We start from the raw sequence: 22,196 nt of genomic DNA, 5'->3' as shown, positions 1-22,196 counted from the left end.
CACCGGCCGCCCTACACCTTAACGGGTTCCATGTATGTTCTGTGGATACTTATTGCCGGCTCGTTTTTACCCGCTGCGACATCTTTGAATCCGCTCGTTAGAGTCATCTGGAGTCATTGTGTCCCAATCCATCCCGTGTTAACCCATACTCATCATTCGCTAACCAATCCGACGCGCCTGGGGGCGGGCGTTCAGGGGCGAAGACGGGGTGGCCGGCGACGGCTGTGGCAGGGGCTGGAACGGGCGTGTTTCTCTCGACCTTCGAGAAACAGCTGGACGCCAAACGGCGCATCGTCGTGCCGCAGGAGTTCCGCGCCCTGGCGTCTGGTCCGTTCGACGGCGTTTTCTGCTTCCCTTCCATTGAGGCCGACTGCATCGAAGGTGGCGGCAAGGCCCTGTTCGACCGCTACATGGGCGTCATCGAGGAGCTGGAGTTCGGCGATCCGCTGCGCACCGCCCTGGAAACCTCGGTGCTTGGCGGCATGGCCAGGCTCTCCTTCGACACCGCTGGCCGGATCACCCTGCCGGAAAGCCTGTGCGAGACCTTCGGGCTGACCGACTGGGTCGCTGTGGTCGGTCTGGGCGACCGCTTTCAGATCTGGAACCGGGACGCCTTCCAGGCTCACCGCGCCGCGCAGCGCGACGCTGCCCGCGAAGGCCTTGCTCAACTGCGCGCGCAGCAGCGCGCCGCCCGCGTGGGAGCGGCGTGATGAGCGAGCGTCCCCACGTCTCCGTTCTGCTGAACGAGGTTCTCGAGCATCTGGACGCCGGTCCCGGCAAGACCGTGATCGACGGCACCTTCGGCGCGGGCGGCTACACCCGCGCGATCCTGGCGACCGGCGCCGGCGTCGTGGCCTTCGATCGCGACCCCACCGCCCGGCGCTTCACTGAGGGGCTTCCCGCAGACCGTTTCCGCCTGGTCGAGACGACGTTCTCGGAGATGGCTGAGGAAGTCGGCGAGGGCGCGGTGGATGGCGTGGCTCTCGACCTCGGCGTCTCCTCCATGCAGCTGGATGAGGCCGAGCGCGGCTTCTCCTTCCTGCGGGACGGGCCGCTCGACATGCGCATGGGCGCGGACGGTCCCACCGCGGCGGATTTGGTGAACACGGCCGAGGCGGCTGAGATCGCTCGTGTTCTCTACGTCTACGGCGAAGAGCGTCAGAGCCGGCGCATCGCTTCCGCCATCGTCCGCCGGCGCGCGGAACAGCCCTTCACGCGCACCCTCGAACTTGCCGACTTCATCGAGCAGGTGCTGGGCGGCCGGCGCGGCGCCAAGGTCCACCCCGCCACCCGCTCGTTCCAGGGGCTGCGGATCGCCGTCAACGATGAGCTTGGCGAGCTGGAGGCAGGTCTCGCTGCGGCGGAGCGTGCGCTGAAGCCCGGCGGCCGGCTCTGCGTCGTCACGTTCCATTCGCTGGAAGATAGAATCGTGAAGACCTTCCTGGCGACGCGGGCGGGGCGGACGCCGGCGGGCTCGCGGCATGCGCCGCCGGTCCAGGCTGGCGCGCCTCCGAGCTTTTCCCTGCTGTTCAACGGCGCTCTTGCGCCGTCGGATGAGGAGGTTTCGGCCAACCCCCGTGCGCGTTCGGCGAAGCTTCGGGCAGCGGTGCGCACCACCGCGCCCGTGTGGAGTGAGGCGGCATGAGCCTGCTCGACCGCAAGGTCCGCGGTTTTCGGCTGGTCGACCTGCTGGCGCTGGGCCTGCTGGTCGTCCTAATCCTGGGCGTCTACCTGGCCAAGACCATGGCCGGGCGCGAGCGTGCGCAGATCGCACAAGTGGAGCGTCAGATCGCGGCCGAGAAGGCCCGCATCCGCCTGCTGCAGGCCGAAGTCTCCCATCTTGAACAGCCCGCCCGGATCGAGCGCCTGTCGACCGCCTACCTCGGCCTGAAGCCGGTCACCGTAAAGCGGGAGGCCAAGGTCGAAGCGCTGCCGGCCATCGCCGCTCCCGCGCCCCCGCCTAAGCCCTCCACCAAGCCGGAAGAGGCCCCCGCGCCGAAGCTCGACCCGACCCTGGTGGCCGAAGCGCCGGAACCCGTCCCGGGGAACGGCCAATGAGCCTCGGCCTTCAATCCTTCGGCGCCTCGCCCGTTTCGCGCTGGGTGGCCGGCTTTGTCTGGCGCCTGGAGCACGCGTTCGAGCGGGCGCGCGCCTCCGGTCGGGCGGAAGACGACACCCGCCTGCGCATCTTCTTCGTGCTGGCGCTGTTTGCAGCGAGCTTCGCCACTCTTGGCGTGGGGGCGACCCGCGCGGCCTTGTTCTCCGGCCTGCGTGGCGGCGACGCCTATGCGCCGCCTGTTGGCGCGGCGCGCGCGGATCTGGTGGACCGCAACGGCCAGCTGCTGGCCGCCGACCTGCTGCACTACGGCCTCTACCTCGACCCGCGCGAGATCTGGGACGTCGCCGAGACCCGCCGCCTGCTGGCCTCCACCCTCAATGTCACGCCCGAGCGCCTCGAGCGCGCCCTGCGCTCCAAGCGCCGCATCTTCCTGGTCGGAGGGCTGACCCCCGCCCAGAAGGCGCGCATCCACGAGTTCGGCCTGCCCGGCGTGAGCTTTGAGCCGGAACAGCGCCGCGTATACCCGCTGGGCTACACCGCCGCCCACGTGATCGGCTTCTCGGACTCCGGAGGCGAGGGCCTCAGCGGCGCTGAAGCCGCGCTGAACGAGGATATCCGCGGCGCGGCGGCCAAGCATGGCACAGTACCGCTGTCGATCGACCTGCGCGTCCAGGCGGCTCTGGAAGACGAGCTCTACAGCGCCGTTTCCGAGTTCCGGCCGAAGGGCGCCGTCGGCCTGGTGACGGACGTCCACACGGGCGAGATCCTCGGGATGGCCAGCTATCCCACCTTCGACCCCAATAAGGCAGGGCAGGCCAGCGACTACGCCCGCACCAATCGTGCGGCGGCCACTGTCTTCGAGATGGGCTCGACCTTCAAGGCGTTCACCGTCGCCATCGGCCTGGACAGCGGCGTCGCCTCGCCCAGCTCCACCTTCGACGCGCGCGAGCCCTACAAGCTCGGCTACCGCACCATCCACGACTACCACGCCGCTCGGAAGATCCTGACCCTGGTAGAGGTGTTCCAGCACTCCTCCAACATCGGCACGGCCAAGCTGGCGCACGGCGTCGGCGCCGAGCGCATGGGCAAGTACTTCCAGGCCCTCGGCCTGACCCAGCCGGCCAAGGTCGAACTGATCGAAAGCGCGCGCCCGCTGACGCCCAAGAAGTGGGACGACGACGCGGTGGCCTCCACCTCCTTCGGCCACGGCATGAACGTCAGCCCGCTGGCGCTCGCCCGCGCCATGGGCGCGATCCTCAATGGCGGCAAGCTCGCCCCCATGACGATCCGCAAGCAGGAGCCCGGCTACCTTCCCGAGGGCCCCCGGGTCATGAGCGAGCAGACCACCCTGCAGATGCTGTCCATCATGCGCGCCAACGTCACCGGCGGCAGCGGTAAGTCGGCGGACGTGCCGGGTCTCTCGGTCGGCGGCAAGACCGGCACGGGCGAGAAGTACGACCCCGCCATCCGCGGCTACAACCACCAGCGGCAGGTCTCGTCTTTTGCGGCGGTGTTCCCCACCGACGGTCCGGTGGACGCCAAGCGCTACTTCGTCCTGATCCTGATGGACGAGCCGCATGGCACGGCCAAGACCTTCGGCTTCTCTACCGGCGGCTGGGTCGCCGCGCCGGCGGCGGGCCGGGTGATCGAACGCATCGCACCGTTCCTGGGCGTCGAGCGCAAGGAAGACGCCGTGCAGATCGCCGCCGCCGCGCCGGCCGTGTCGGAGGATGGACATTGAGCGCGCGTCTTTCCGAACTGGTGCGCCGCGATCTGGTGGTCGATCCGCAGATCTCGGGCGTTACGGCCGACAGCCGCAAGGTTCGTCCGGGCTTCCTGTTCGCGGCTCTGCCAGGGTCCAAGGTGGATGGCGCCGAGTTTGCCGCGCGCGCGGTGGACGCCGGCGCTGCGGCGGTCATTTCCGCGACCGACCTGAACCTCGCCGTGCCGACCATCGTCACGCCCGATCCGCGCCGCACCTATGCCTTGGCTGCGGCGGCCTTCTGGGCGGTTCAGCCCACCACCTGCGTGGCGGTGACCGGCACCAACGGGAAGACCTCGGTCGCGAACTTCTGCCGCCAGATGTTCGCCGCAGCCGGCCGCCCGTCCGCCAGCATGGGCACCCTGGGCGTCCTGGCGTCCTTCCCCGATGGCCGTGACGAACAACTGACGCCGCCGGGCCTCACCACGCCGGACGCCGCCGATGTCGCTGAGATGCTCGCCCGTCTGGCCGGAATGGGCGTGACCCACTTCGCGATGGAGGCGTCCTCCCACGGCGTGGACCAGCGCCGGCTGGATGGGGTGAAGCTCGCCGCCGCGGGTTTCCTGAACCTCACGCAGGATCATCTGGACTACCACGGCGACATGGAGACCTATCGAGCGGCCAAGCTGCGGCTGTTCGAAACCCTGCTTCCGCGCGGCAGCACGGCCGTGCTGAACGCCGACAGCGACGCCTTCCCGCACTTCGCCGCCGCCGCCATGACCGCAGGCCAGGCGGTGTTCAGCGTGGGCGAGGCCGGGCAGGGGCTGAAGCTCGTCGAGCGCACCCTGCTGCCGGAAGGCCAGCGCCTGAAGATCGAGGCCGAAGGGCGGGTTTATGACGTGCGCTTGCCGCTTGCCGGCGGCTTCCAGGCTTCCAACGCCCTTGTTGCTGCCGGGCTCTGCCTGACGGCGGGGCTGACCCTGGACGAAGTCTTCGCGGGCCTCGAGCGTCTGCAGGGCGCCCCGGGGCGGCTGCAGCGGGTGGGCGCAGGTCCGCGGGGCGGGGACGCCTACGTCGATTATGCCCATACGCCCGACGGCCTCGAGACGGTGCTTAAGGCCCTTCGCCCGCACGTCTCGGGCAAGCTGATCGTGGTGTTCGGAGCCGGCGGCGACCGCGACCGCACCAAGCGGCCGATCATGGGCCGCATCGCCGCCGAACTGGCCGACGTCGCCATCGTCACGGACGACAACCCGCGCAGCGAGGACCCCGCGGCCATTCGGGCTGAGGTGCTGGCCGGCGCGGCGGGCGCGCAGAACATCGGCGACCGCCGCCAAGCCATTCAGGCCGGCGCGGCGCTGCTGAACGAAGGCGACATCCTGGTGGTGGCTGGCAAGGGCCACGAGCAGGGCCAGACCATCGCTGGCGTGACCCATCCCTTCGACGACGTAATCGAGACCGCACAGGCGCTGGAGCTGGCCCGTGGCTGAACCCCTGTGGACCTCTGACGAGATCGCCGCCGCGACGGGCGGGGCGCTGGCCGGCGAAGCCTTCCAAGCTACGGGCGTATCCATCGACACGCGCACGATCGAGCCTGGCGACCTGTTTGTGGCGCTGGCCGGCGTGCGGGACGGCCACGAGTTCGTCGAGCAGGCCCTGGCCAAGGGCGCTGCGGGCGTGCTGGCGACCCAGCCGGTGTCCGCGCCGGCCATCATGGTCGAAGACACCCTCAAGGCGCTGGAGCTCCTGGGCGAGGCGTCCCGCGATCGCGCGCCGGCCAAGCGCGGGGCCGTGACCGGCTCCGTTGGCAAGACCAGCGTCACCCAGGCGATCATGGCCGGCCTGAAGCTGGCGGGCCGCGCCCATTCCTCGATCAAGAGCTACAACAACCACATCGGCGTGCCGCTGACCCTCGCCCGCATGCCGCGCGACGCGGAACGCGCCGTTTTCGAGATCGGCATGAACCACGCCGAGGAGATCCGTCCCCTCAGCCGCATGGTTCGCCCGCACGCGGCGGTGATCACCACGGTGGGGCCGGTGCACGTCGAGAACTTCCCGGAAGGGGAGGTGGGCGTGGCCCGCGCCAAGGCCGAGATCTTCTCCGGCCTGGAGCCGGGCGGCATCGCCATCCTGAACGCCGACAACCACTGGTTCCACGTCCTGAAGCAGGAAGCCGAATCCGTCGGCGCGCTGGTGCGCACCTTCGGTACGGGCGAGGGCTGCGACGCCCGCCTGATCGACTTCCAGGCGGCGGAGGGGAACGCCTTCGTCCAGGCTCGCCTGCATGGCAAGGCGATGGACTTCCCCATCCTGCAGACGGGCGCCCACTGGGGTCTCAACAGCATGGCCGTCCTGCTGATGCTGGAAGCGCTCGACGTTGACCTGAACGACAGCCTGGCGGCGCTCGGCTCCTTCGAGCCCCTCGCGGGCCGCGGCGCCGAACGGGCCATCCGCATCGCCGGCGGCGCCTTCACGCTGATTGACGAGAGCTACAACGCCAATCCGATCTCCATGCGCTCGGCCATGGCCACCCTGGGCGGGCGCAAGACGTCTGGCCGCAAGATCGTCGTGCTGACCGACATGCTCGAATTGGGCGAAGAAGCGCCGGCCTTCCATAAGGGGCTGGCCGAGCCGATCGAGGCTGCGTCGATCGACCTCGTCTTCTGCGCCGGTCCGCTCATGAAATCGCTCTGGGACGCCCTTCCGTCGACTCGGCGCGCGTCGTACGCCGAGACAGCGGCGGAGCTAGCTCCGCTGGTCGCACGGGCCGTAGAGCCTGGCGACGTGGTGATGGTTAAGGGGTCCAACGGCTCGAAGGCCGGCGCTGTCGCTGCAGCGCTCGCCGCGCTCGACGCCGTCGGGGAGGCGGGCTGATGTTTTACTGGCTCTATGAGCAGCTGTCGGCCGGCGGGCACGTGCCCGTCCTCAACCTGCTGCGCTACATCACCTTCCGTTCCGGCCTGGCGCTGTTCACCGCCCAGCTGATCGTCGTGGCCATGGGCTCGCGCTTCATCCGCTGGATGCAAGCCAAGCAGGGTAAGGGGCAGCCGATCCGCGCGGAGGGCATCCAGCGCCACGTGATCGAAAAAGCCGGCACGCCCACCATGGGCGGGGTGATGATCCTGGCCGGGCTGCTGATCGGCACCTTGCTGTGGAGCGACCTGTCCAACGTCTACGTCTGGGCCGTCGTCATCGTCACCGCCGGTTATGGCGTCCTAGGCTTCCTGGACGACTACGCCAAGGTCACCAAACAGAGCACCGAGGGGGTCTCGGGACGCGTTCGCCTGCTGCTCGAGGCGGCGATCGCCATGACCGCGGTGTTCCTGATCATCATGTTCGGGCCCAAGCCGCCGGAGACGCCCGGCCTGCTGACCTCGATCACCTTCCCCTTCTTCAAGCAGGCGATCCTGAACCTCGACTGGTTCTATCTGGTGTTCGGCGCCGTGGTCATCGTGGGCGCGGCCAACGCGGTGAACTTCACCGACGGGCTGGACGGCTTGGCTACCGTGCCCGTCATGATCGCCGCCGCCGCCTACGGCTTCATCGCCTACATGGTCGGCAACTTCGTCTACGCGAACTACCTGCAGCTCCACTTCGTCCCCGGGGTCGGCGAGCTTGGCGTCTTTGCTTGCGCCCTGATCGGGGCGGGCATGGGCTTCCTTTGGTACAACGCGCCGCCGGCCAAGATCTTCATGGGCGACACTGGCTCCCTCGCGCTCGGCGGCGCTATCGGCTCCATCGCCGTCGCCACCCGCCATGAAATCGTGCTCACCATCATCGGCGGCCTGTTCGTGGCGGAGACCCTGTCGGTGATCATCCAGGTCGCCTGGTTCAAGCGCACCGGTCGCCGGATCTTCCTCATGGCTCCCATCCACCACCACTTCGAGAAGAAGGGCTGGTCGGAAAGCACCGTGGTGATCCGCTTCTGGATCGTCTCCCTCATGCTGGCCCTCGTCGGGCTGGCCACGCTCAAGCTGCGATAGGGAGGGCGAGCGCGCGTCATGATCCCCGTCCGCGGCTTTGAAGGCAAAACGGTCGCCGTGTTCGGCCTCGCCCGCACGGGCCTGGCCACCGCGCGCGCCTTGCAGGCCGGCGGTGCGCAGGTCGCACTGTGGGACGAGAAGCCGGCCACGCGCGCGGCCGCCGAGGCGGAGGGCTTCACCCTCACCGACCTTTCCACGGCTGACTGGTCGACTTTCGCCGCCCTGATGCTTTCGCCTGGCGTGCCTCTGACGCACCCGGCGCCGCACTGGACCGTGGAGCGGGCCCGCGAGCATGGCGTGGAGATCCTGGGCGACGTGGAGCTGTTCGCCCGCACGGTGAACGCCGCGCCCGAGCACAAGCGCCCCAAGATCATCGCCATCACCGGCACCAACGGGAAGTCGACTACGACGGCGCTGATCGGCCACATCTGCAGCCAGGCCGGCCGCGACACCCGGGTGGGCGGCAACATCGGCGTCGGCGTGCTGGGCCTTGAGGACATGCACGGCGGGGCGGTCTACGTCCTCGAGCTGTCGTCCTACCAGCTTGACCTGACCTCCAGCCTGAAGCCCGACGTCGCCATCATCCTGAACATCTCGCCCGACCACCTGGACCGCCACGGCGGCATGGAGGGCTACGTCACCGCCAAGCGGCGCATCCTCCTCAACCAGGGCAAGGGCGACACCGCTGTGATCGGCGTCGACGATCCTTGGGGCGCGCGGATCTGCACCGAGATCACTGCCGCGAACCGCCGCACCATCGTGCCGATCTCGGCTTCCAAGGCCATGGGCCGCGGCGTCTACGCGCTAAACGGTCTGCTGTACGACGCCACGGCCGAGCGCGCCGTTGAAGCCGCCGACCTGCTTCGCGCCCGCTCCCTGCCGGGGCGGCACAACTGGCAGAACGCGGCCGCGGCTTATGCCGCCGCCAAGGGCATCGGCATCCCGGCCGAGGACGCCGCCGAACACCTGATGACCTTCCCAGGTCTTGCGCACCGCATGGAGACGGTCGGCGCAGTAGGCCGCGTGCGGTTCGTGAACGACTCCAAGGCGACCAACGCCGACGCCTCGCGCCAGGCCATGTCCAGCTATCCCAAGTTCTACTGGATCGCCGGCGGCCAGCCCAAGGCGGGCGGCATCGACTCCCTGGTCGATCTCTTCCCGAGGATCGAGAAGGCCTACCTGATCGGCGAGGCCGCGCCCGCCTTCGCCCAGACGCTCAAGGGCAAGGCGCCGGTGGTCGAGAGCGGAAGCATGGACGCCGCCGTGCGGCAGGCCTTCGCCGACGCGCAAGGCTCCGGCCATGACGCCATCGTCTTGCTGTCGCCGGCCTGCGCCTCCTTCGACCAGTTCACCGACTTCGAGGCGCGCGGGGAAGCCTTCCGCGCCGCTGTTCAATCTCTTTCGGGCTCCGCCCAAGCCAAGGGCGCGGCCTAAACCCGCGCTTCAGGTCACGATGACGCCGTCGCAAGCTCACGCCTTTTCTCGCGCTGACCGGACCCACATCGGGGTCTGGTGGTGGACGGTTGACCGCTGGATGCTGGGCGTCGTCGCCCTGCTGATCGCTGTCGGCGTCGCCATGTCGTTCGCATCCAGCCCGGCCGCTGCGGCCCGGATGAACATCGGCGATCCCTTCCACTTCGCCGTGCGCCAGTGCGTCTTCGGGTTTGGCGCTGCCGTCATCCTGTTGGGCGTCTCTATGCTGGAGGTCCGGGGCGTGCGCCGCGCGGCCTTCTTCATCTGGCTGGTGGCCATCGCCATCATGCTGGCCCTGCCTTTCCTGGGCCACAACGCCAAGGGCGCCACGCGCTGGATCCAGCTGGGCGGCTTCACCCTTCAGCCCTCGGAGTTCATGAAGCCGGCGTTGATCATCCTGGTCGCATGGATGTTCGCCGAGGGGCAGAAGGGGCAGGGGGTGCCCGGCGTTTCGATCGCCTTCGGCCTCTACTTCGTCTCGATCGCCCTGCTGCTGATCCAGCCCGACGTCGGCCAGACGGTGCTGATCACCGTGGCCTTCGGCGCGGCGTTCTGGATGGCCGGCGTGCCGCTGTCATGGGTCATGCTGCTGGGGGCCACAGCCATAGCCGGCCTCTCATCCACCTACTTCCTGTTCCCGCACGTCGCGAGCCGCGTCGACCGCTTCCTGTCGCCGGACAAGGCCGACACCCACCAGGTCGACCGCGCGGCCGAAGCCATCGCCGCGGGCGGCTTCTTCGGTCGCGGGCCGGGGGAGGGCGTGATGAAGCGCCACGTGCCCGACCTCCACACCGACTTCATCTACTCGGTGGCGGCGGAAGAGTACGGCCTGGTCTTCTCTTTGCTGCTGATCTCGCTGTTCGCGTTCATTGTCGTGCGCGGCCTCTATCGCGCCATGAAGCTGAGCGACCCCTTCGAACAGGTGGCCGCCGCCGGGCTCTTCGTCCTTGTCGGGCAACAGGCCTTCATCAACGTGGCGGTGAACCTCAACATGATCCCGACCAAGGGCATGACCTTGCCGTTCATCTCCTATGGCGGCTCTTCCATGCTCGCCATGGGCCTGACGTTGGGGCTGGCTCTGGCGCTGACCCGCCGGCGGCCGGGCGCCTATACCCCGACGGAAGGCCTCGCCAAGGCCGGCGCGTTCGCCTAAAGCCCGCCGCATGCGCAAAGTCGCCGTCGTCGCCGCTGGTGGAACCGGCGGTCACCTGTTCCCCGCCCAGGCCCTCGCCGAAACCCTGATCGGCCGCGGCTGGCGGATCGTGTTGGCTTCCGACGAGCGCGTGGCCAACTTCGCCCAGGATTTCCCGGCCGAGCAGCGGATCGGGCTGTCCGCCGCCACCTTCAAACCCGGCGATCCGATCGGCATGGCTCGCGCTGGTCTGGCCGTCATGCGCGGCGCGCTCCACGCTCGCTCCGTTTATCGCAAGCTCGACCCGGCCGTTGTCGTGGGTTTCGGCGGCTATCCCTCGGCCCCGGCGCTTGTGGCTGCGCTGCTCGACGGTCGGCGCACGGTGATCCACGAGCAGAACGCCGTCATGGGCCGGACCAACCGCATGCTGGCGCCGCACGTGACCACCGTCGCCTGCGCCTTCCCGACGCTGCAGAAGGCTCCGCCCAAGGTTGCGGGCCGGGCTGTCGTGGTCGGCAATCCCGTCCGTCCGCCGATCCGCGAACTGGCGAGCGTTCCCTATTCGCCGCCTGAGGACGACGAGCCGATCCGGCTGCTGGTCACAGGCGGGAGCCAGGGCGCGCGCTTGCTGTCCGAGCTTGTTCCGGAAGCGATCCGCACCTTGCCCGAAGCTCTGCGCCAGCGCCTCGTCGTGCAGCAGCAGACACGCCAGGAGTCGATGGAGACGGCGCGGCGGGTCTACCAGGACGCCGTGGTCAATGCCGAGATCGCTCCGTTCTTCCGGGACATGGCCAGCCGGCTCAGAGACGCGCACCTGGTGATCGGGCGCGCGGGCGCTGGTACGGTGTGCGAGTTTGCTATCGCCGGTAAGCCCTCGATCCTCGTCCCGCTGGCGATCGCGCTTGATGACGACCAGGGGCAGAACGCGCGTCTGCTAGCCGAGGCGGGCGGGGCCGAGGTCGCTCGCGAGCACCAGCTCACCGTGGATAGTCTCGCCGGTGCGCTGGAGAAGCTGCTCAGCAACCCGGCGCGTCTCGCCCGAATGGCCGCCGCCGCCCGTTCCGTCGCCATCCCCGACGCCGCCGAGCGTCTGGCCGACGTGGTCGAGAAGACAGCGCAACTCTAAGGCGCTCCCCGTCCCGCATCACAAGTAACGCTCTCGCCGACAGCGCGAACGCGCTGCAATGCGCGCGTGCGGCATTTGCGGCGATGCTCCGGTTCCGCTCGCGAATGCGGCCGGTTTTGTGGCATTTCGTTAAGTCTTAATCTTTACCTTCTGCATGCATTGAGTAGCGTGCGATGTATCATCAAGTAGAAGAAACCCATTTTGAGCCGATCCGGGTTCTGCATGTCGATGACGACCCGCTGAACCTCCGCGTGGTCGCCGACATCCTCGGCGCGTTCGGGCTGGAAGCTCATCAGGCGGGTGACGGCGCGCAGGCGCTCGAGCAACTCGGGCGGCGTTACTTCGATCTCGTGCTCATGGACATTCACATGCCGGGGATGACCGGCATCGAGGTGGTGCGACGCCTGCGGGAGTCGGTCGGTCCCGAGCGCCACGTCCCAGTGATCGCCCTGACCGCCGACGTGATGAGCCGGACACCGAGCCAGTATTTGGCGCTGGGCTTCAACGGCTTCGTCAGCAAGCCGATTCAGGTGAATGAGCTCTACCAAACCATGATGCAGGTGACGGCCGAGCGGCAGGCTGCGTCCAAAGCCTGAGCCCGCGCTCGCTGTTTCCCCGACGCAAAGACTGCGCTAGCACGGCCGGATGAACAGACGCCCTGTGCCCTTTGACATCGGCCCCGTGCACTTCATCGGCATCGGAGGCATCGGCATGAGCGGCATCGCCGAGATCATGCTGCGCATCGGCTACACCGTGCAGGGCTCCGACGCTAAGGCGAGCGCCAACACCGAGCGGCTGGAGAAGCTGGGCGCCAAGATCTTCGTCGGCCACGACGCCGCGCACGTCGATGGGGCGTCGGCCATTGTCTACTCGACTGCTGTAAAGGCGGATAACCCGGAGATGGTGGAAGGGCGAAAGCGTCGCCTGCCGCTGGTCCGACGGGCCGAGATGCTGGCCGAGCTGATGCGCCTGCAGTTCTCCGTCGCTGTGGGCGGCACCCACGGCAAGACCACGACCACCTCGATGGTGGCCACCCTGCTGGACGCCGGCGGCATGGACCCGACCGTCGTCAACGGCGGCATCATCAACGCCTATGGCACCAACGCGAAGGTTGGGGCTGGCGACTGGATTGTCGTCGAGGCAGACGAGAGCGACGGCACCTTCCTGCGGCTCAAGTCCACAGTGGCAATCGTCACCAACATCGACCCGGAACACCTCGATCACTACGGCAGCTTCGACGCTGTACGTAAGGCCTTCCGTGACTTCGTCGAGAACATCCCCTTCTATGGCTTCGCCGCCGTCTGCACGGACCATCCCGAGGTGCAGAGCATGGCGGCCAAGGTCGAGAACCGCCGCCTCGTGACCTATGGCGTGAACCCTCAGGCCGAGGTGCGGGCGGAAAACTGCACCATGGGCCCCGACGGCGCGAAGTTCGACGTGGTGATCCGGCCGCGGGACGGCGAGGCGATCCGCTACGAGAACCTGCGCCTGCCCATGGCCGGCCAGCACAACATGCTCAATGCTCTCGCGGCCATCGCCGTCGCCCGGGAACTCGGCGTCGCTGCGGACGACATCCGCAAGGGCTTGGCCGGGTTCGGCGGGGTGAAGCGCCGCTTCACCACCACGGGGGTGGCCAACGGTGTGCGGGTGGTCGACGATTACGGCCATCACCCGGTGGAGATCGCCTCGGTGCTGAAAGCCGCTCGGGCGGTGAGCGAGGGCAAGGTCATCGCCGTGGTGCAGCCGCACCGCTACTCGCGGCTGAAGGACCTGTTCGACGACTTCAGCCAATGCTTCAACGACGCGGACACGGTGATCGTGGCGGACGTCTACGCGGCCGGCGAGGCGCCGCTGCCGGGCGTTGACCGCGATGCGCTCGTGGAAGGTCTGCGGCGCCACGGCCACCGTCGCGTGCTGCCGCTGGAGGCGAGCACCGACTTACCGGCGCTGATCAAGGCCGAAACCATGAGCGGCGACCTCGTGGTCCTGCTGGGCGCCGGCGACATCACCACCTGGGCCTACGCTCTGCCCGGCCAGCTGGAAGCGCTGAACGAGGCGGCGGCCTGATGAGCTGGCAGGATCAACTCCCCGCCGTCCGCGGCAAGCTTCTGAAGGACGAGCTGCTGGGCCCGTTCACCTGGTTTCGGGTCGGCGGCCCGGCCGATGTCATCTTCCTGCCTGAGGACGCCGAGGACCTCGCCGCCTTCCTCAAGGCGCTCGATCCGGCCGTGCCCGTGACCCCCATCGGCGTGGGCTCCAACACCCTGGTTCGCGACGGCGGCGTGGACGGCGTGGTGATCCGCCTGGGCAAGGCGTTCGCCAAGGTGGAGTCCAGGAGCGACAATCGCATCTTTGCAGGCTCGGCCGTGCTGGACGCCATCCTGGCGCGCGAGGCGGGCAAGGCGGGGATCGCAGGACTGGAGTTCTACCGTGGCGTCCCGGGCTCCATCGGCGGCGCCCTGGTCATGAACGCCGGCTGCTACGGCTCCGAGACCAAGGACGTGCTGGTGGAAGCCTACGCCGTCACGCGCAGCGGCGAGCAGATCACCCTGTCCAACGCCGACCTGGAATACAGCTACCGCAAGTCCGCCCGGGCGGCCCGCGAGCAGCTCATCTTCACGGGCGCTCTTTTCGAGGGACGCCCGGACGAGCCCTCCGCCATCGAGGCCCGCATGGCCGAGATCACCGAGCGGCGCGAGAAGACCCAGCCAATCCGTGAGAAGACCGGCGGCTCCACCTTCAAGAACCCGCCGGGGCATTCGTCGTGGAAGCTGGTGGACGACGCGGGCTGGCGCGGCAAGCCGTTCGGCGGCGCGATGTTCTCGCCGCTGCATTCCAACTTCCTGATCAACACCGGGGAGGCCACGGCCGCCGATCTTGAGGGACTTGGCGAAGCGGTGCGGGCGGACGTGAAGTCCAAGTTCGGCGTCGAGCTGGAATGGGAGATCAAGCGCATCGGCAAGCCCGCCTAGCGGGCGCCTTGCGCTGCTGACACGCCCTGGCAGCAGCAAAGCTTGACCGGAATCTTCCCCGGGCGCACCGACAGGGCATGCGCAAACTGATCCTGCTGGCCGCCACGGCTCTCACCCTGTCGGCCTCCGCCGCCGCCGCCCAAGACCTTTCCGCCACCGCGGCGCAGCTGCGGGACAAGGCGCTCGCCGACACGACGGCCTGGACCGTCACCGAGCAGCTGACCACCGACATCGGCTCGCGAATGGTCGGCTCCGAAGGCATGGTGCGAGCCCGGGACTGGGCGGTCGCCACCTTCAAGCGGTACGGCTTCGAGAACATCAAGGTTGAGAGCTTCAAGACCCCGGCCTGGTCGCGCGGCGCGGAAAGCGCCGAGGTGGTGGGGCCCACGCCGCACAAGCTGCACATCCTGGGCCTCGGCGGCTCGGCTCCGACGCCGCCGGGCGGCCTCACGGCCGAGGTCATGGTGTTCAAGACCTACCAGGCCATGCTGGATCAGCCGGAAGGCGCGCTGACCGGCAAGATCGCGGTGGTGACCCAGGCCATGCCGCGCACCCAGGACATCTCCAGCTACGGCCTGACCGGCGTGCAACGTCGCGCTGGCGCTGGCGAAGCAGCCAGGCGGGGCGCGGTGGGCTATCTCGTCCGCTCCCTGTCGACCGACGACACCCGGCTGCCCCACACCGGCGGCGGCTCGCGCGCCGGCATCCCCTCCGCGGCCTTGTCCCCGCCGGACGCCGAACTGCTCGAGCGGCTGGCTGAGCGCAAAAAGCCCGTGACGGTGCGCCTGCAGATGGAAAGCAGCTTCAATCCCGCCGCCGACGCCTGGAACATCTCGGGCGAGATCCGCGGGACCGGCAAGACGGCCGACGAAGTCATCGTCATCGGCGGCCACCTGGACTCCTGGGATCCGGGCACGGGCGCGATCGACGACGCCTCCGGCATCGGCATCACCCTGGCCGCCGCCAAGCTGGCGGCCCAGCCGGGCAAGCCGAAGCGGACCGTCCGCGTGGTGATGTGGGGTTCGGAAGAGCAGGGCGGCTCCAGCGGCGCCTATCTCGAAGCGCACCGGGCCGAGCTGCCGAAGCTCGTGGTGGCGGGCGAAAGCGACCTCGGGGCGGGCAAGATCTTCAGCATCAACCTGCCGGGGGGCAGCCTGGACCATCCGGCCATGAAGGCCTTCCGCTCGACCCTGCCGGCCCTGGGCGTCCTGGTGACGCGCGAGCCGGCCAGCTCCGGCGGCTCGGACATTTCCGGGATCGTCGGCGCGGGCGTGCCCGTGGTGGACTTCAACCAGGACGCCAGCCGCTACTTCGACCTGCATCACTCGGCTGACGACACCCTGGACAAGATCGATCCGAAGGAGCTGGCGCAGAACGTCGCCGTCTGGACCAGCTTCCTCTACACCGTGGCCAACAGCGACATCGATTTCCGCGCCCTGGCGGCCGCTTCGCCGAAGTAGGACGCCCCCGGGAGATTATTTACGTTCGTCCACAACCAAAGGGCGGCCCAGGTCTGCGGCCGCCCTTTGCGATTCTGAGGCTTTGTCTCTGTTTCTGCAGATGAAACCGGCAATCGCCAAGCGACTCGCCACAGCACGGCACCACTACAGCAGCGCTTTAACGTTATCACGACATTAACCGCCTCCGTGGTCCTTCTGACCCTCACACCCGAACGGCCCGATCTCCCGTCGCGCGAACGCGCGAGGGCGGCGGAATCCGGGAGGGTTCGGTCAGGTTCTGTGGATCACGGAGAACGCTATGCCCGCGGCAGTGCGGGGGGGATCGCGAGCACCCGCGAAACCTCGGGCCAAAGCGCCCCCTAGTCAGAAGCGCCAGGCTCAACGCGCCCCCGCCGGGCGCGCCCCGGCCCCTGCGCAGCGCCAGCCGGTGGCCGGCGGCGTCCCGCCCAAGCTCGTGGCCGCGGCCGCGGCAGGCCTAGTGGCCTTGGCGATCACCGTCACGCTGGCGACGGGCCAGCGAGGTGAGCGCCTGGCTCAAGGCGCTGCAGCCGGCGTCGCCAACAGTTTCGGACAGGCCGGCTTCCGGCTCCGCGCCATCCACGTCGAAGGCGCGTCCCCGCTAGCCACCGCCGACATCGTCCGTGCGGCCGGTGTCTACAAGGACCAGCCGCTGATGGGGCTGGACCTCGAAGGCGTGCGCGAACGCGTGCAGGCCGTGGGCTGGGTCAAGGAAGCTCGCGTGGTCCGCCTGATGCCAGACACCCTGGTGGTGGCCGTGGTCGAGCGTCGCCAGATGGCCGTTTGGCAGCGTGGCGGCCGCAGCGTCGTTATCGACGACAAGGGCCAGGTGATCCCCGAGGCCGATCCTGCGCGCTTCGCCAACCTGCCGCTGATCGTCGGGGAGGGCGCGGCTGAAGCTGCTCCCGTCATCCTCCCGGTGATCCACCAGCGGCCGAACCTGATGCAGCGGCTCGACGCCATGGTGCGTGTCGACAACCGCCGCTGGGACCTTCGTCTCAAGGACGGGGCGCTGATCCAGCTGCCTGCGGTCGGCGAGGAGGAAGCCCTGATGCAGCTCGAGCAGCTGGACCAGCGCCAGCGCATCCTGGAGCTGGGTTTCGAGCGCATCGACCTGCGCAATCCCGATGTCGTGGCCGTGCGGCCCCGGACGAGCGCCCCCGCGGGCCAGCTCGTCGCCGCCGGCGCCTAAGGACCTGAAAGCAGTATGCTGAAGACCTTGAACCGAGCCGAGGCTGAGAAGAAGGACGGGCGCGAGGGCCTCAAGGCCGCCCTGAGCCGTCCGCCTGTGGTGGCCGCCGTGGACCTGGGCGCCTCGAAGGTGACCTGCTTCATCATGAAGCCCGACGGCGTGCGTCGCGGCGATCGCACTCTGACGACCGCCGGCGTGGGCTATGTCCAGTCGCGCGGCGTCCGTGGCGGCGCCATCGTCAACCTCGACGAGGCCTCCGAAGCCATCGCCCAGGCGGTGGAGCGGGCTGAGAACGTCGCCGGCGTCAACGTGCAGGGCGTCACCGTCGCTACCGCTGGCGGCCAGCTGACCTCCTCGCGGGTGCATGGCCGCGTGTCCATCGGCGCGCGTCCAATCGGCGATCATGACCTCGTGCGCGCCATCCAGCACGCCCTGTCGCAGATCAAGCTGCCGGGCCGCCGCGCCGCCCACATCCTGCCGATCGCCTGGGCGGTGGACGGACAGGGCGGCGTGCGCGACCCGCGCGCCATGTTCGGCCGCACCCTGGGGGTCGAACTCCTGGTGGTCTCCGTCTCCGAGGCCGTGTTCCAGACCCTGGGCGCCTGCGTTGAGCGGGCCCACCTGCAGTTCGAAGGCGTCGTCGCCGCCCCGTTCGCCTCCGCGCTCGCCGCGCTGGAAGAGGACGAAATGGATCTGGGTTCGGTCTGCATCGACATGGGCGGCGGATCGACCTCCGCGGCCGTGTTCACCGCCGGCTCGCTGGTGCACGTCGAAACCGTGCCGGTGGGTGGACAGCACGTCACCCAGGACATCGCCCGTGGCCTGTCCACGTCGATCGCCGGCGCAGAGCGGATCAAGACTCTGCACGGCTCGGCGATCGCCTCGGCCAACGAAGACCGCGAGATGATCGAGGCGCCGCCGCGCGGCGATGACCCCGGCGCCGGTCCTGTCGTCGCCCCGCGCAGCCTGCTGAAGGGCATCATCGCCCCGCGCGTGGAAGAGACTCTGGAGCTGCTCCGTGATCGCCTCAAGGCCTCCGGCGCTCCGGTGGAGCCGGGCGCGGGCCTGGTGCTGACCGGCGGCGCGAGCCAGTTGGCCGGCGTTCGGGAAGTAGCCGTGCGCGTGTTCGACCGCCCGGTTCGCCTCGGCCGCCCTCGCCGAGTGCCGCACCTGGCTGACGCCGCGTCGGGCCCCGCTTTTACCGCCGCCGCGGGCATCCTGCACCGCGCCGCCTTCGGACCGCGCGAGGCGGTCAGCGCCAAGGCCCTGGCATCGGCCAAGCTGAAGCGCGAGCCGCTGGATCCGCACGCCAACCCGGTGGCCAAAGCCGCCGCCTGGCTGCGCGACAACCTCTAGTCCCAGAAACGACAAAGGCCGCGGCTGGCCAGCCGCGGCCTGTTAGATCGTAGCCGGCGGGGCGAGCCCCGCCGGCTTTTTCTTGTCTAGAACGTCAGGCGGGTGACCAGCTGGAACACCGGCCCAGCCTGCTCGGCCTCGAGCTCGTACTCGTCGAACGCCCGATCGATCTGGTCCTCGACCGTGGTGAACTTGTTGAAGGTTTCTTCCTTCTTGCTGTCCAGCAGGTTGGAGCCGGTCAGGCGCACCACGAAGCGGTCGTTGAAGCGCTTCTCGAGGAAGATCTCGAGATCGGCGCCGTAGGTGGTGGTGACCTCCTCGCCGATCACCCGGCCGTAGGCGTCACCCTGCTTGCGGTAGGTGGCGCCAAAAGCGGCGTTCCACTGCGGCAGGTCCTGAATGAAGCCGACGTTCAGGACGTACTCGGCCTGGTCGTTGAACCGCCGCGAGCCGAACTCGTCGTCGATTTCGCTGTCCAGCCAGGAGTAGTTGAAGAACACGCCGGTGTTCTCCATGCCGATGACGGTGAGGGGAGCCGACAGGTCGAACTCGACACCCCAAACCTCGCCTTTGCCCGCGTTGCGGGCGCTGAACACGAAGGTGCCGTCCCCTTCGCTGCCTTCTTCGCCCGTGCCCGCGATTTCGATCAGATCGCTGACCTTGCGATAGAAGAGGTTGACGCCGGCCACGCCGCTGCGGCCCAGGCGGCGCTCATAACCCACGTCGGCGCCCCAGGCCGTTTCCGGCTTCAGGTCAGGATTGCCGATGAAGTCGTTGTCGCCGAGCTCGGCTTCGAGCAGAGCCGGCGAAAGACGGTTGAAGTCCGGCCGGCGGACGGTGCGCGCCGCCGACACGTTGATCCGATCGCTCTCGCTCAGGCGCCAACGCAGGTGCCCGGACGGCAGCAGGAACTGGTAGTCGTTCTCCACGCTCTGTGCGCCATCTTCGGCCGTGGCGTCCTCGATCGTCGAGGAGGTGGTCTCATAGCGCAGGCCGGCTTCCCAGCTGATCGCCGGCATCTCGCCGGACAGCATCACGTACGGATCGATCCGCCGCTCCTCGATGGTGTTGAGGCCGCCGGGCACGGGCAGGAAGGGACCGTAGACGCCGGGCAGATCCGGACGCGCGGCCGGCGGGTTGTTGATGGTCACCCGGTTGCGGTCGGTGGTGATGTCGGTGTCGCGGTCCTTGCCGATGTACTGGACGCCGAAATCCAGCTTGGCGCCGCCGCTCAGCTCGCGACGATGAGACAGTTCGGCCGTGACCTCACGATCCTTCAGACGCGTGAACGTCAGGTCGCCAGTGAAGCGGTCGTCGTCGGGGAAGGGGCGGACGTCACGCAGGTACTCGTACTCTTCCTCAACCTCGTCCTGATGGTCTTTTAGTTGGGCATAGCCGAGCTTGAAGCGGGTCGTTCCACCCAGCATCTGCTTCTCGTACCGGGCGTTCAGCGACCAGCTGTCGGTGAGGATGTCGACGTTGTTGTCGTTGAAGGTCAGGTAGTCGGCGACACGGACTCGGCCGCCCGCATACTCACGGGAGTCCTCATCCTCGCGGCGATCGGTGCGCACGAAGAAGCCGCTGAGCTTCAGCGTGCTATCCGCCATCTCGATGTCGTAGCTGGCGTTGACGGAATAATCCGTGCCGTTCCGCGTGTCGCTCTGCTGTTCGATATCCACCAGCTCGCCGTCCGGCTCGCTGTAGCGCCAGCTCATCTTTTCCTTCGGATTGCGACGGCCCTGAATGTTCGCGCCCAGAAGCAGGCGGCCAGGGCCCACCTGGCCGCCCCACACGGCGCCCAGCGTTTCGCGAACGCGCTCATCGTGGAACATCAGGGCGCCGGCGCGCAGGTAGCCGCCATCCAGCGAATATCCGTCGCGCAGGACGATGTTCAGGGCGCCGGCCACGGCGTCGCCGCTGCGGTTGGCGGACGAGGACCGGACGATCTCGACGCGCTCGATCAGCTCCGCCGGAATGCGGTCCACGAAGAAGGAGCGGTCGACACCTGCGCCAGGCACCCGCTCGCCGTTGATCAGGATCTGGGTGTAGCCGGGGTCCAGGCCGCGCAGCCGCGCGCCGTCCGATTCGAGCACGTCGGAGAGAAACGCGACGCTGGGGACCCGCTTCATCGCGTCGCCCGCCGTCAGCGGTTCGAACCGCTGGAAGTACTCGAGGTCGTAGGACAGGACGGGAGCCGGGGTTTCAACCCGATTGCGGAACACGATCTCGCCGGACACCACCAGCTCGGACACCGCCGGCGCATCGGCCGCGGTCGTCGTGTCGATGGCCGCATCTCCAGCGTAGGCATGCGTTGCGAGAGCCAGCGGCGCAAATGCGACCGCCAGGAAGTGAGCCGTCTTGAACATGTCTATCCCCCAGAACGCAGCAGGATTGACCAAGTAGTCTGCTGCGCATATCGGAGCCGCCGATTAGATTTGCCGATCAACGGGGGCCAGTGATGTTTTCGTGCCGATTTCACTACAGTTTTGTGACGGTCTCGGCGGCCTCGTTGCTTCTGGCGTCTTGTGCTGTATTTGATCCCGAGCTGCGTTCGGACTCTCGCGGCATGACTGTGGGAGCCGGAACGCCGGTTCCGGTGGCGGCGGAGACGCCGACCCTGGGCGTCCGGGGCGAGGATTCGGCCGATGACCCCGAGATCTGGGTCGATGCACGCGACCCTTCGCGTGGCGTGATCCTCGGCACCGACAAGCAGTCTGGGCTCTACGTCTACGACCTGGCGGGCCGGCAGCTCAATTACCTGCCGGGCGGCAAGCCCAACAACGTCGACCTGCGCGAGGGTTTTCCCACACCGGCCGGAGAGCGGGTGCTGGTGGCCGCCAGTGACCGCGGTCGCAACGGCGCGGCGCTGTTTCTGCTGGACCCCGCCAGCCTGAAGGTCACCTTCTGGGCCACCATCCCCGTCGACCTGGTCGAGCCCTATGGCCTGTGCACCGCGCGGGTCGGCGAGGCCTTCTACGTGATCGTCAACGGAACGGACGGTCAGGTGCGTCAGCTGCGGGTGTCAGCCGGCGCCGACAACAAGCCCCGCTGGGTCGAGGAGCGCCGGTTTGGTCTCGCCACCCAGACCGAGGGCTGCGTCGCCGACGAGGCCAAGGGCGCGCTCTACATCGGCGAAGAGAACCGCGGCATCTGGCGCTTTCCGCTCACCGGACCCGCCGGCGCTGGCGAGCTGATCGCCCAGGCGCCCTCCGATATGCTGCAGCCTGACGTGGAAGGGCTTACCATCCTGCGGGACGGCCAGGCCTCATGGCTGATCGCTTCGAGCCAAGGCGACAGCGCCTTTGCGGTTTGGCGGATCGACGGCGACGCCCCAGTCTACCGTGGCCGGTTCTCCGGCGTCGCGGCCAACGGGGTGGACGGCGTGACCGGCACGGACGGTGTGGCGGCGCATGGCGGCGTCGTGGGCGCCTTCCCCGAAGGTCTGGTGGTCGCCCAGGATGACGAGGATCAGGGCGCTGATCAGCCGGGGCGCCAGAACTTCAAGCTGATCGACTGGCGTGAGGTGAAGCGCGCTCTGGGACTCTAGGGCAACGCTTGGTCGGAAAAAGCGTCGCTGGACGGGAACTTTTCGCAGTGCGAGACAGTGCGTCGCAGTTCCCGTCGATTCGGCCCGAGTCCCTGTGGAACAAGCGTATTTTTCCCTCTGGCACAGCTCGACGCCGCTCCGACTCGGAGTATGCGGTTAACTCTCGATTAAGGATG

General features: G+C 68.3%; 18 protein-coding genes. 17 read left to right on the top strand and 1 reads right to left on the bottom strand.

Annotated features, from left to right (window positions below):
• The first annotated feature begins 245 nt into the window (after positions 1-245).
• From DJ018_RS15215 to ftsA, 16 genes are all read left to right on the top strand, one after another.
• Positions 246-710, top strand: a complete 465-nt coding sequence (locus DJ018_RS15215; RefSeq protein WP_111515830.1) for a division/cell wall cluster transcriptional repressor MraZ — start codon at positions 246-248, stop codon at positions 708-710.
• Positions 710-1,645 (top strand): 16S rRNA (cytosine(1402)-N(4))-methyltransferase RsmH, encoded by a 936-nt coding sequence (rsmH, locus tag DJ018_RS15210; RefSeq protein WP_111515829.1) that lies wholly within the window; start codon positions 710-712, stop codon positions 1,643-1,645. Before DJ018_RS15215 ends, rsmH begins: the two co-directional genes overlap by 1 nt.
• Positions 1,642-2,058 (top strand): cell division protein FtsL, encoded by a 417-nt coding sequence (gene ftsL, locus DJ018_RS15205; RefSeq protein ID WP_111515828.1) that lies wholly within the window; start codon positions 1,642-1,644, stop codon positions 2,056-2,058. The genes rsmH and ftsL overlap by 4 nt, the downstream gene beginning before the upstream one ends.
• Complete coding sequence (locus DJ018_RS15200; protein ID WP_111515827.1) at positions 2,055-3,800, top strand: peptidoglycan D,D-transpeptidase FtsI family protein; 1,746 nt, start codon at positions 2,055-2,057, stop codon at positions 3,798-3,800. Before ftsL ends, DJ018_RS15200 begins: the two co-directional genes overlap by 4 nt.
• Complete coding sequence (locus tag DJ018_RS15195) at positions 3,797-5,251, top strand: UDP-N-acetylmuramoyl-L-alanyl-D-glutamate--2,6-diaminopimelate ligase (RefSeq protein WP_111515826.1); 1,455 nt, start codon at positions 3,797-3,799, stop codon at positions 5,249-5,251. Before DJ018_RS15200 ends, DJ018_RS15195 begins: the two co-directional genes overlap by 4 nt.
• Entirely contained in the window at positions 5,244-6,635 is a 1,392-nt protein-coding gene (locus tag DJ018_RS15190; RefSeq protein ID WP_111515825.1) for a UDP-N-acetylmuramoyl-tripeptide--D-alanyl-D-alanine ligase, read from the top strand. Before DJ018_RS15195 ends, DJ018_RS15190 begins: the two co-directional genes overlap by 8 nt.
• Complete coding sequence (gene mraY, locus DJ018_RS15185; protein WP_111515824.1) at positions 6,635-7,744, top strand: phospho-N-acetylmuramoyl-pentapeptide-transferase; 1,110 nt, start codon at positions 6,635-6,637, stop codon at positions 7,742-7,744. The genes DJ018_RS15190 and mraY overlap by 1 nt, the downstream gene beginning before the upstream one ends.
• Positions 7,745-7,762: 18 nt before the next feature.
• Entirely contained in the window at positions 7,763-9,178 is a 1,416-nt protein-coding gene (gene murD, locus DJ018_RS15180) for a UDP-N-acetylmuramoyl-L-alanine--D-glutamate ligase (protein ID WP_111515823.1), read from the top strand.
• Positions 9,179-9,197: 19 nt separating this feature from the next.
• Positions 9,198-10,370: a putative lipid II flippase FtsW gene (gene ftsW, locus DJ018_RS15175; protein WP_111515822.1), complete on the top strand. Its 1,173-nt coding sequence runs from the start codon at positions 9,198-9,200 to the stop codon at positions 10,368-10,370.
• A 10-nt stretch (positions 10,371-10,380) separates the two neighbouring features.
• Positions 10,381-11,475: an undecaprenyldiphospho-muramoylpentapeptide beta-N-acetylglucosaminyltransferase gene (gene murG, locus DJ018_RS15170; RefSeq protein WP_111515821.1), complete on the top strand. Its 1,095-nt coding sequence runs from the start codon at positions 10,381-10,383 to the stop codon at positions 11,473-11,475.
• A gap of 173 nt (positions 11,476-11,648) precedes the next feature.
• The gene (locus DJ018_RS15165) at positions 11,649-12,071 is read left to right on the top strand and encodes a response regulator (protein WP_111515820.1); all 423 of its coding nucleotides are present in this window, start codon (positions 11,649-11,651) and stop codon (positions 12,069-12,071) included.
• A gap of 49 nt (positions 12,072-12,120) precedes the next feature.
• Positions 12,121-13,542, top strand: a complete 1,422-nt coding sequence (murC, locus tag DJ018_RS15160) for a UDP-N-acetylmuramate--L-alanine ligase (RefSeq protein ID WP_111515819.1) — start codon at positions 12,121-12,123, stop codon at positions 13,540-13,542.
• The gene (gene murB, locus DJ018_RS15155; RefSeq protein ID WP_111515818.1) at positions 13,542-14,447 is read left to right on the top strand and encodes a UDP-N-acetylmuramate dehydrogenase; all 906 of its coding nucleotides are present in this window, start codon (positions 13,542-13,544) and stop codon (positions 14,445-14,447) included. The genes murC and murB overlap by 1 nt, the downstream gene beginning before the upstream one ends.
• 77 nt (positions 14,448-14,524) lie before the next feature.
• Positions 14,525-15,907: a M20/M25/M40 family metallo-hydrolase gene (locus tag DJ018_RS15150; RefSeq protein ID WP_111515817.1), complete on the top strand. Its 1,383-nt coding sequence runs from the start codon at positions 14,525-14,527 to the stop codon at positions 15,905-15,907.
• 298 nt (positions 15,908-16,205) lie between these two features.
• Positions 16,206-17,117 (top strand): cell division protein FtsQ/DivIB, encoded by a 912-nt coding sequence (locus DJ018_RS15145; RefSeq protein ID WP_111515816.1) that lies wholly within the window; start codon positions 16,206-16,208, stop codon positions 17,115-17,117.
• Positions 17,118-17,132: 15 nt separating this feature from the next.
• Positions 17,133-18,473: a cell division protein FtsA gene (gene ftsA, locus DJ018_RS15140; protein WP_420849528.1), complete on the top strand. Its 1,341-nt coding sequence runs from the start codon at positions 17,133-17,135 to the stop codon at positions 18,471-18,473.
• 86 nt (positions 18,474-18,559) lie between these two features.
• On the opposite strand, the gene DJ018_RS15135 is transcribed toward ftsA, so the two are convergent.
• The gene (locus DJ018_RS15135; protein ID WP_111515815.1) at positions 18,560-20,839 is read right to left on the bottom strand and encodes a TonB-dependent receptor plug domain-containing protein; all 2,280 of its coding nucleotides are present in this window, start codon (positions 20,837-20,839) and stop codon (positions 18,560-18,562) included.
• 92 nt (positions 20,840-20,931) lie between these two features.
• Between DJ018_RS15135 and DJ018_RS15130 the strand changes: the two genes are divergently transcribed.
• Positions 20,932-22,020: a phytase gene (locus tag DJ018_RS15130; RefSeq protein WP_111515814.1), complete on the top strand. Its 1,089-nt coding sequence runs from the start codon at positions 20,932-20,934 to the stop codon at positions 22,018-22,020.
• Positions 22,021-22,196: the final 176 nt, after the last annotated feature.

It is taken from the genome of Phenylobacterium deserti, from assembly GCF_003254705.1.
In the GTDB taxonomy this organism is placed as follows: Bacteria; Pseudomonadota; Alphaproteobacteria; order Caulobacterales; family Caulobacteraceae; genus Phenylobacterium; species Phenylobacterium deserti.
The sequence above is the reverse complement of the archived record's forward strand: the minus strand, read 5'-3'. Positions and strand labels throughout refer to the sequence as shown.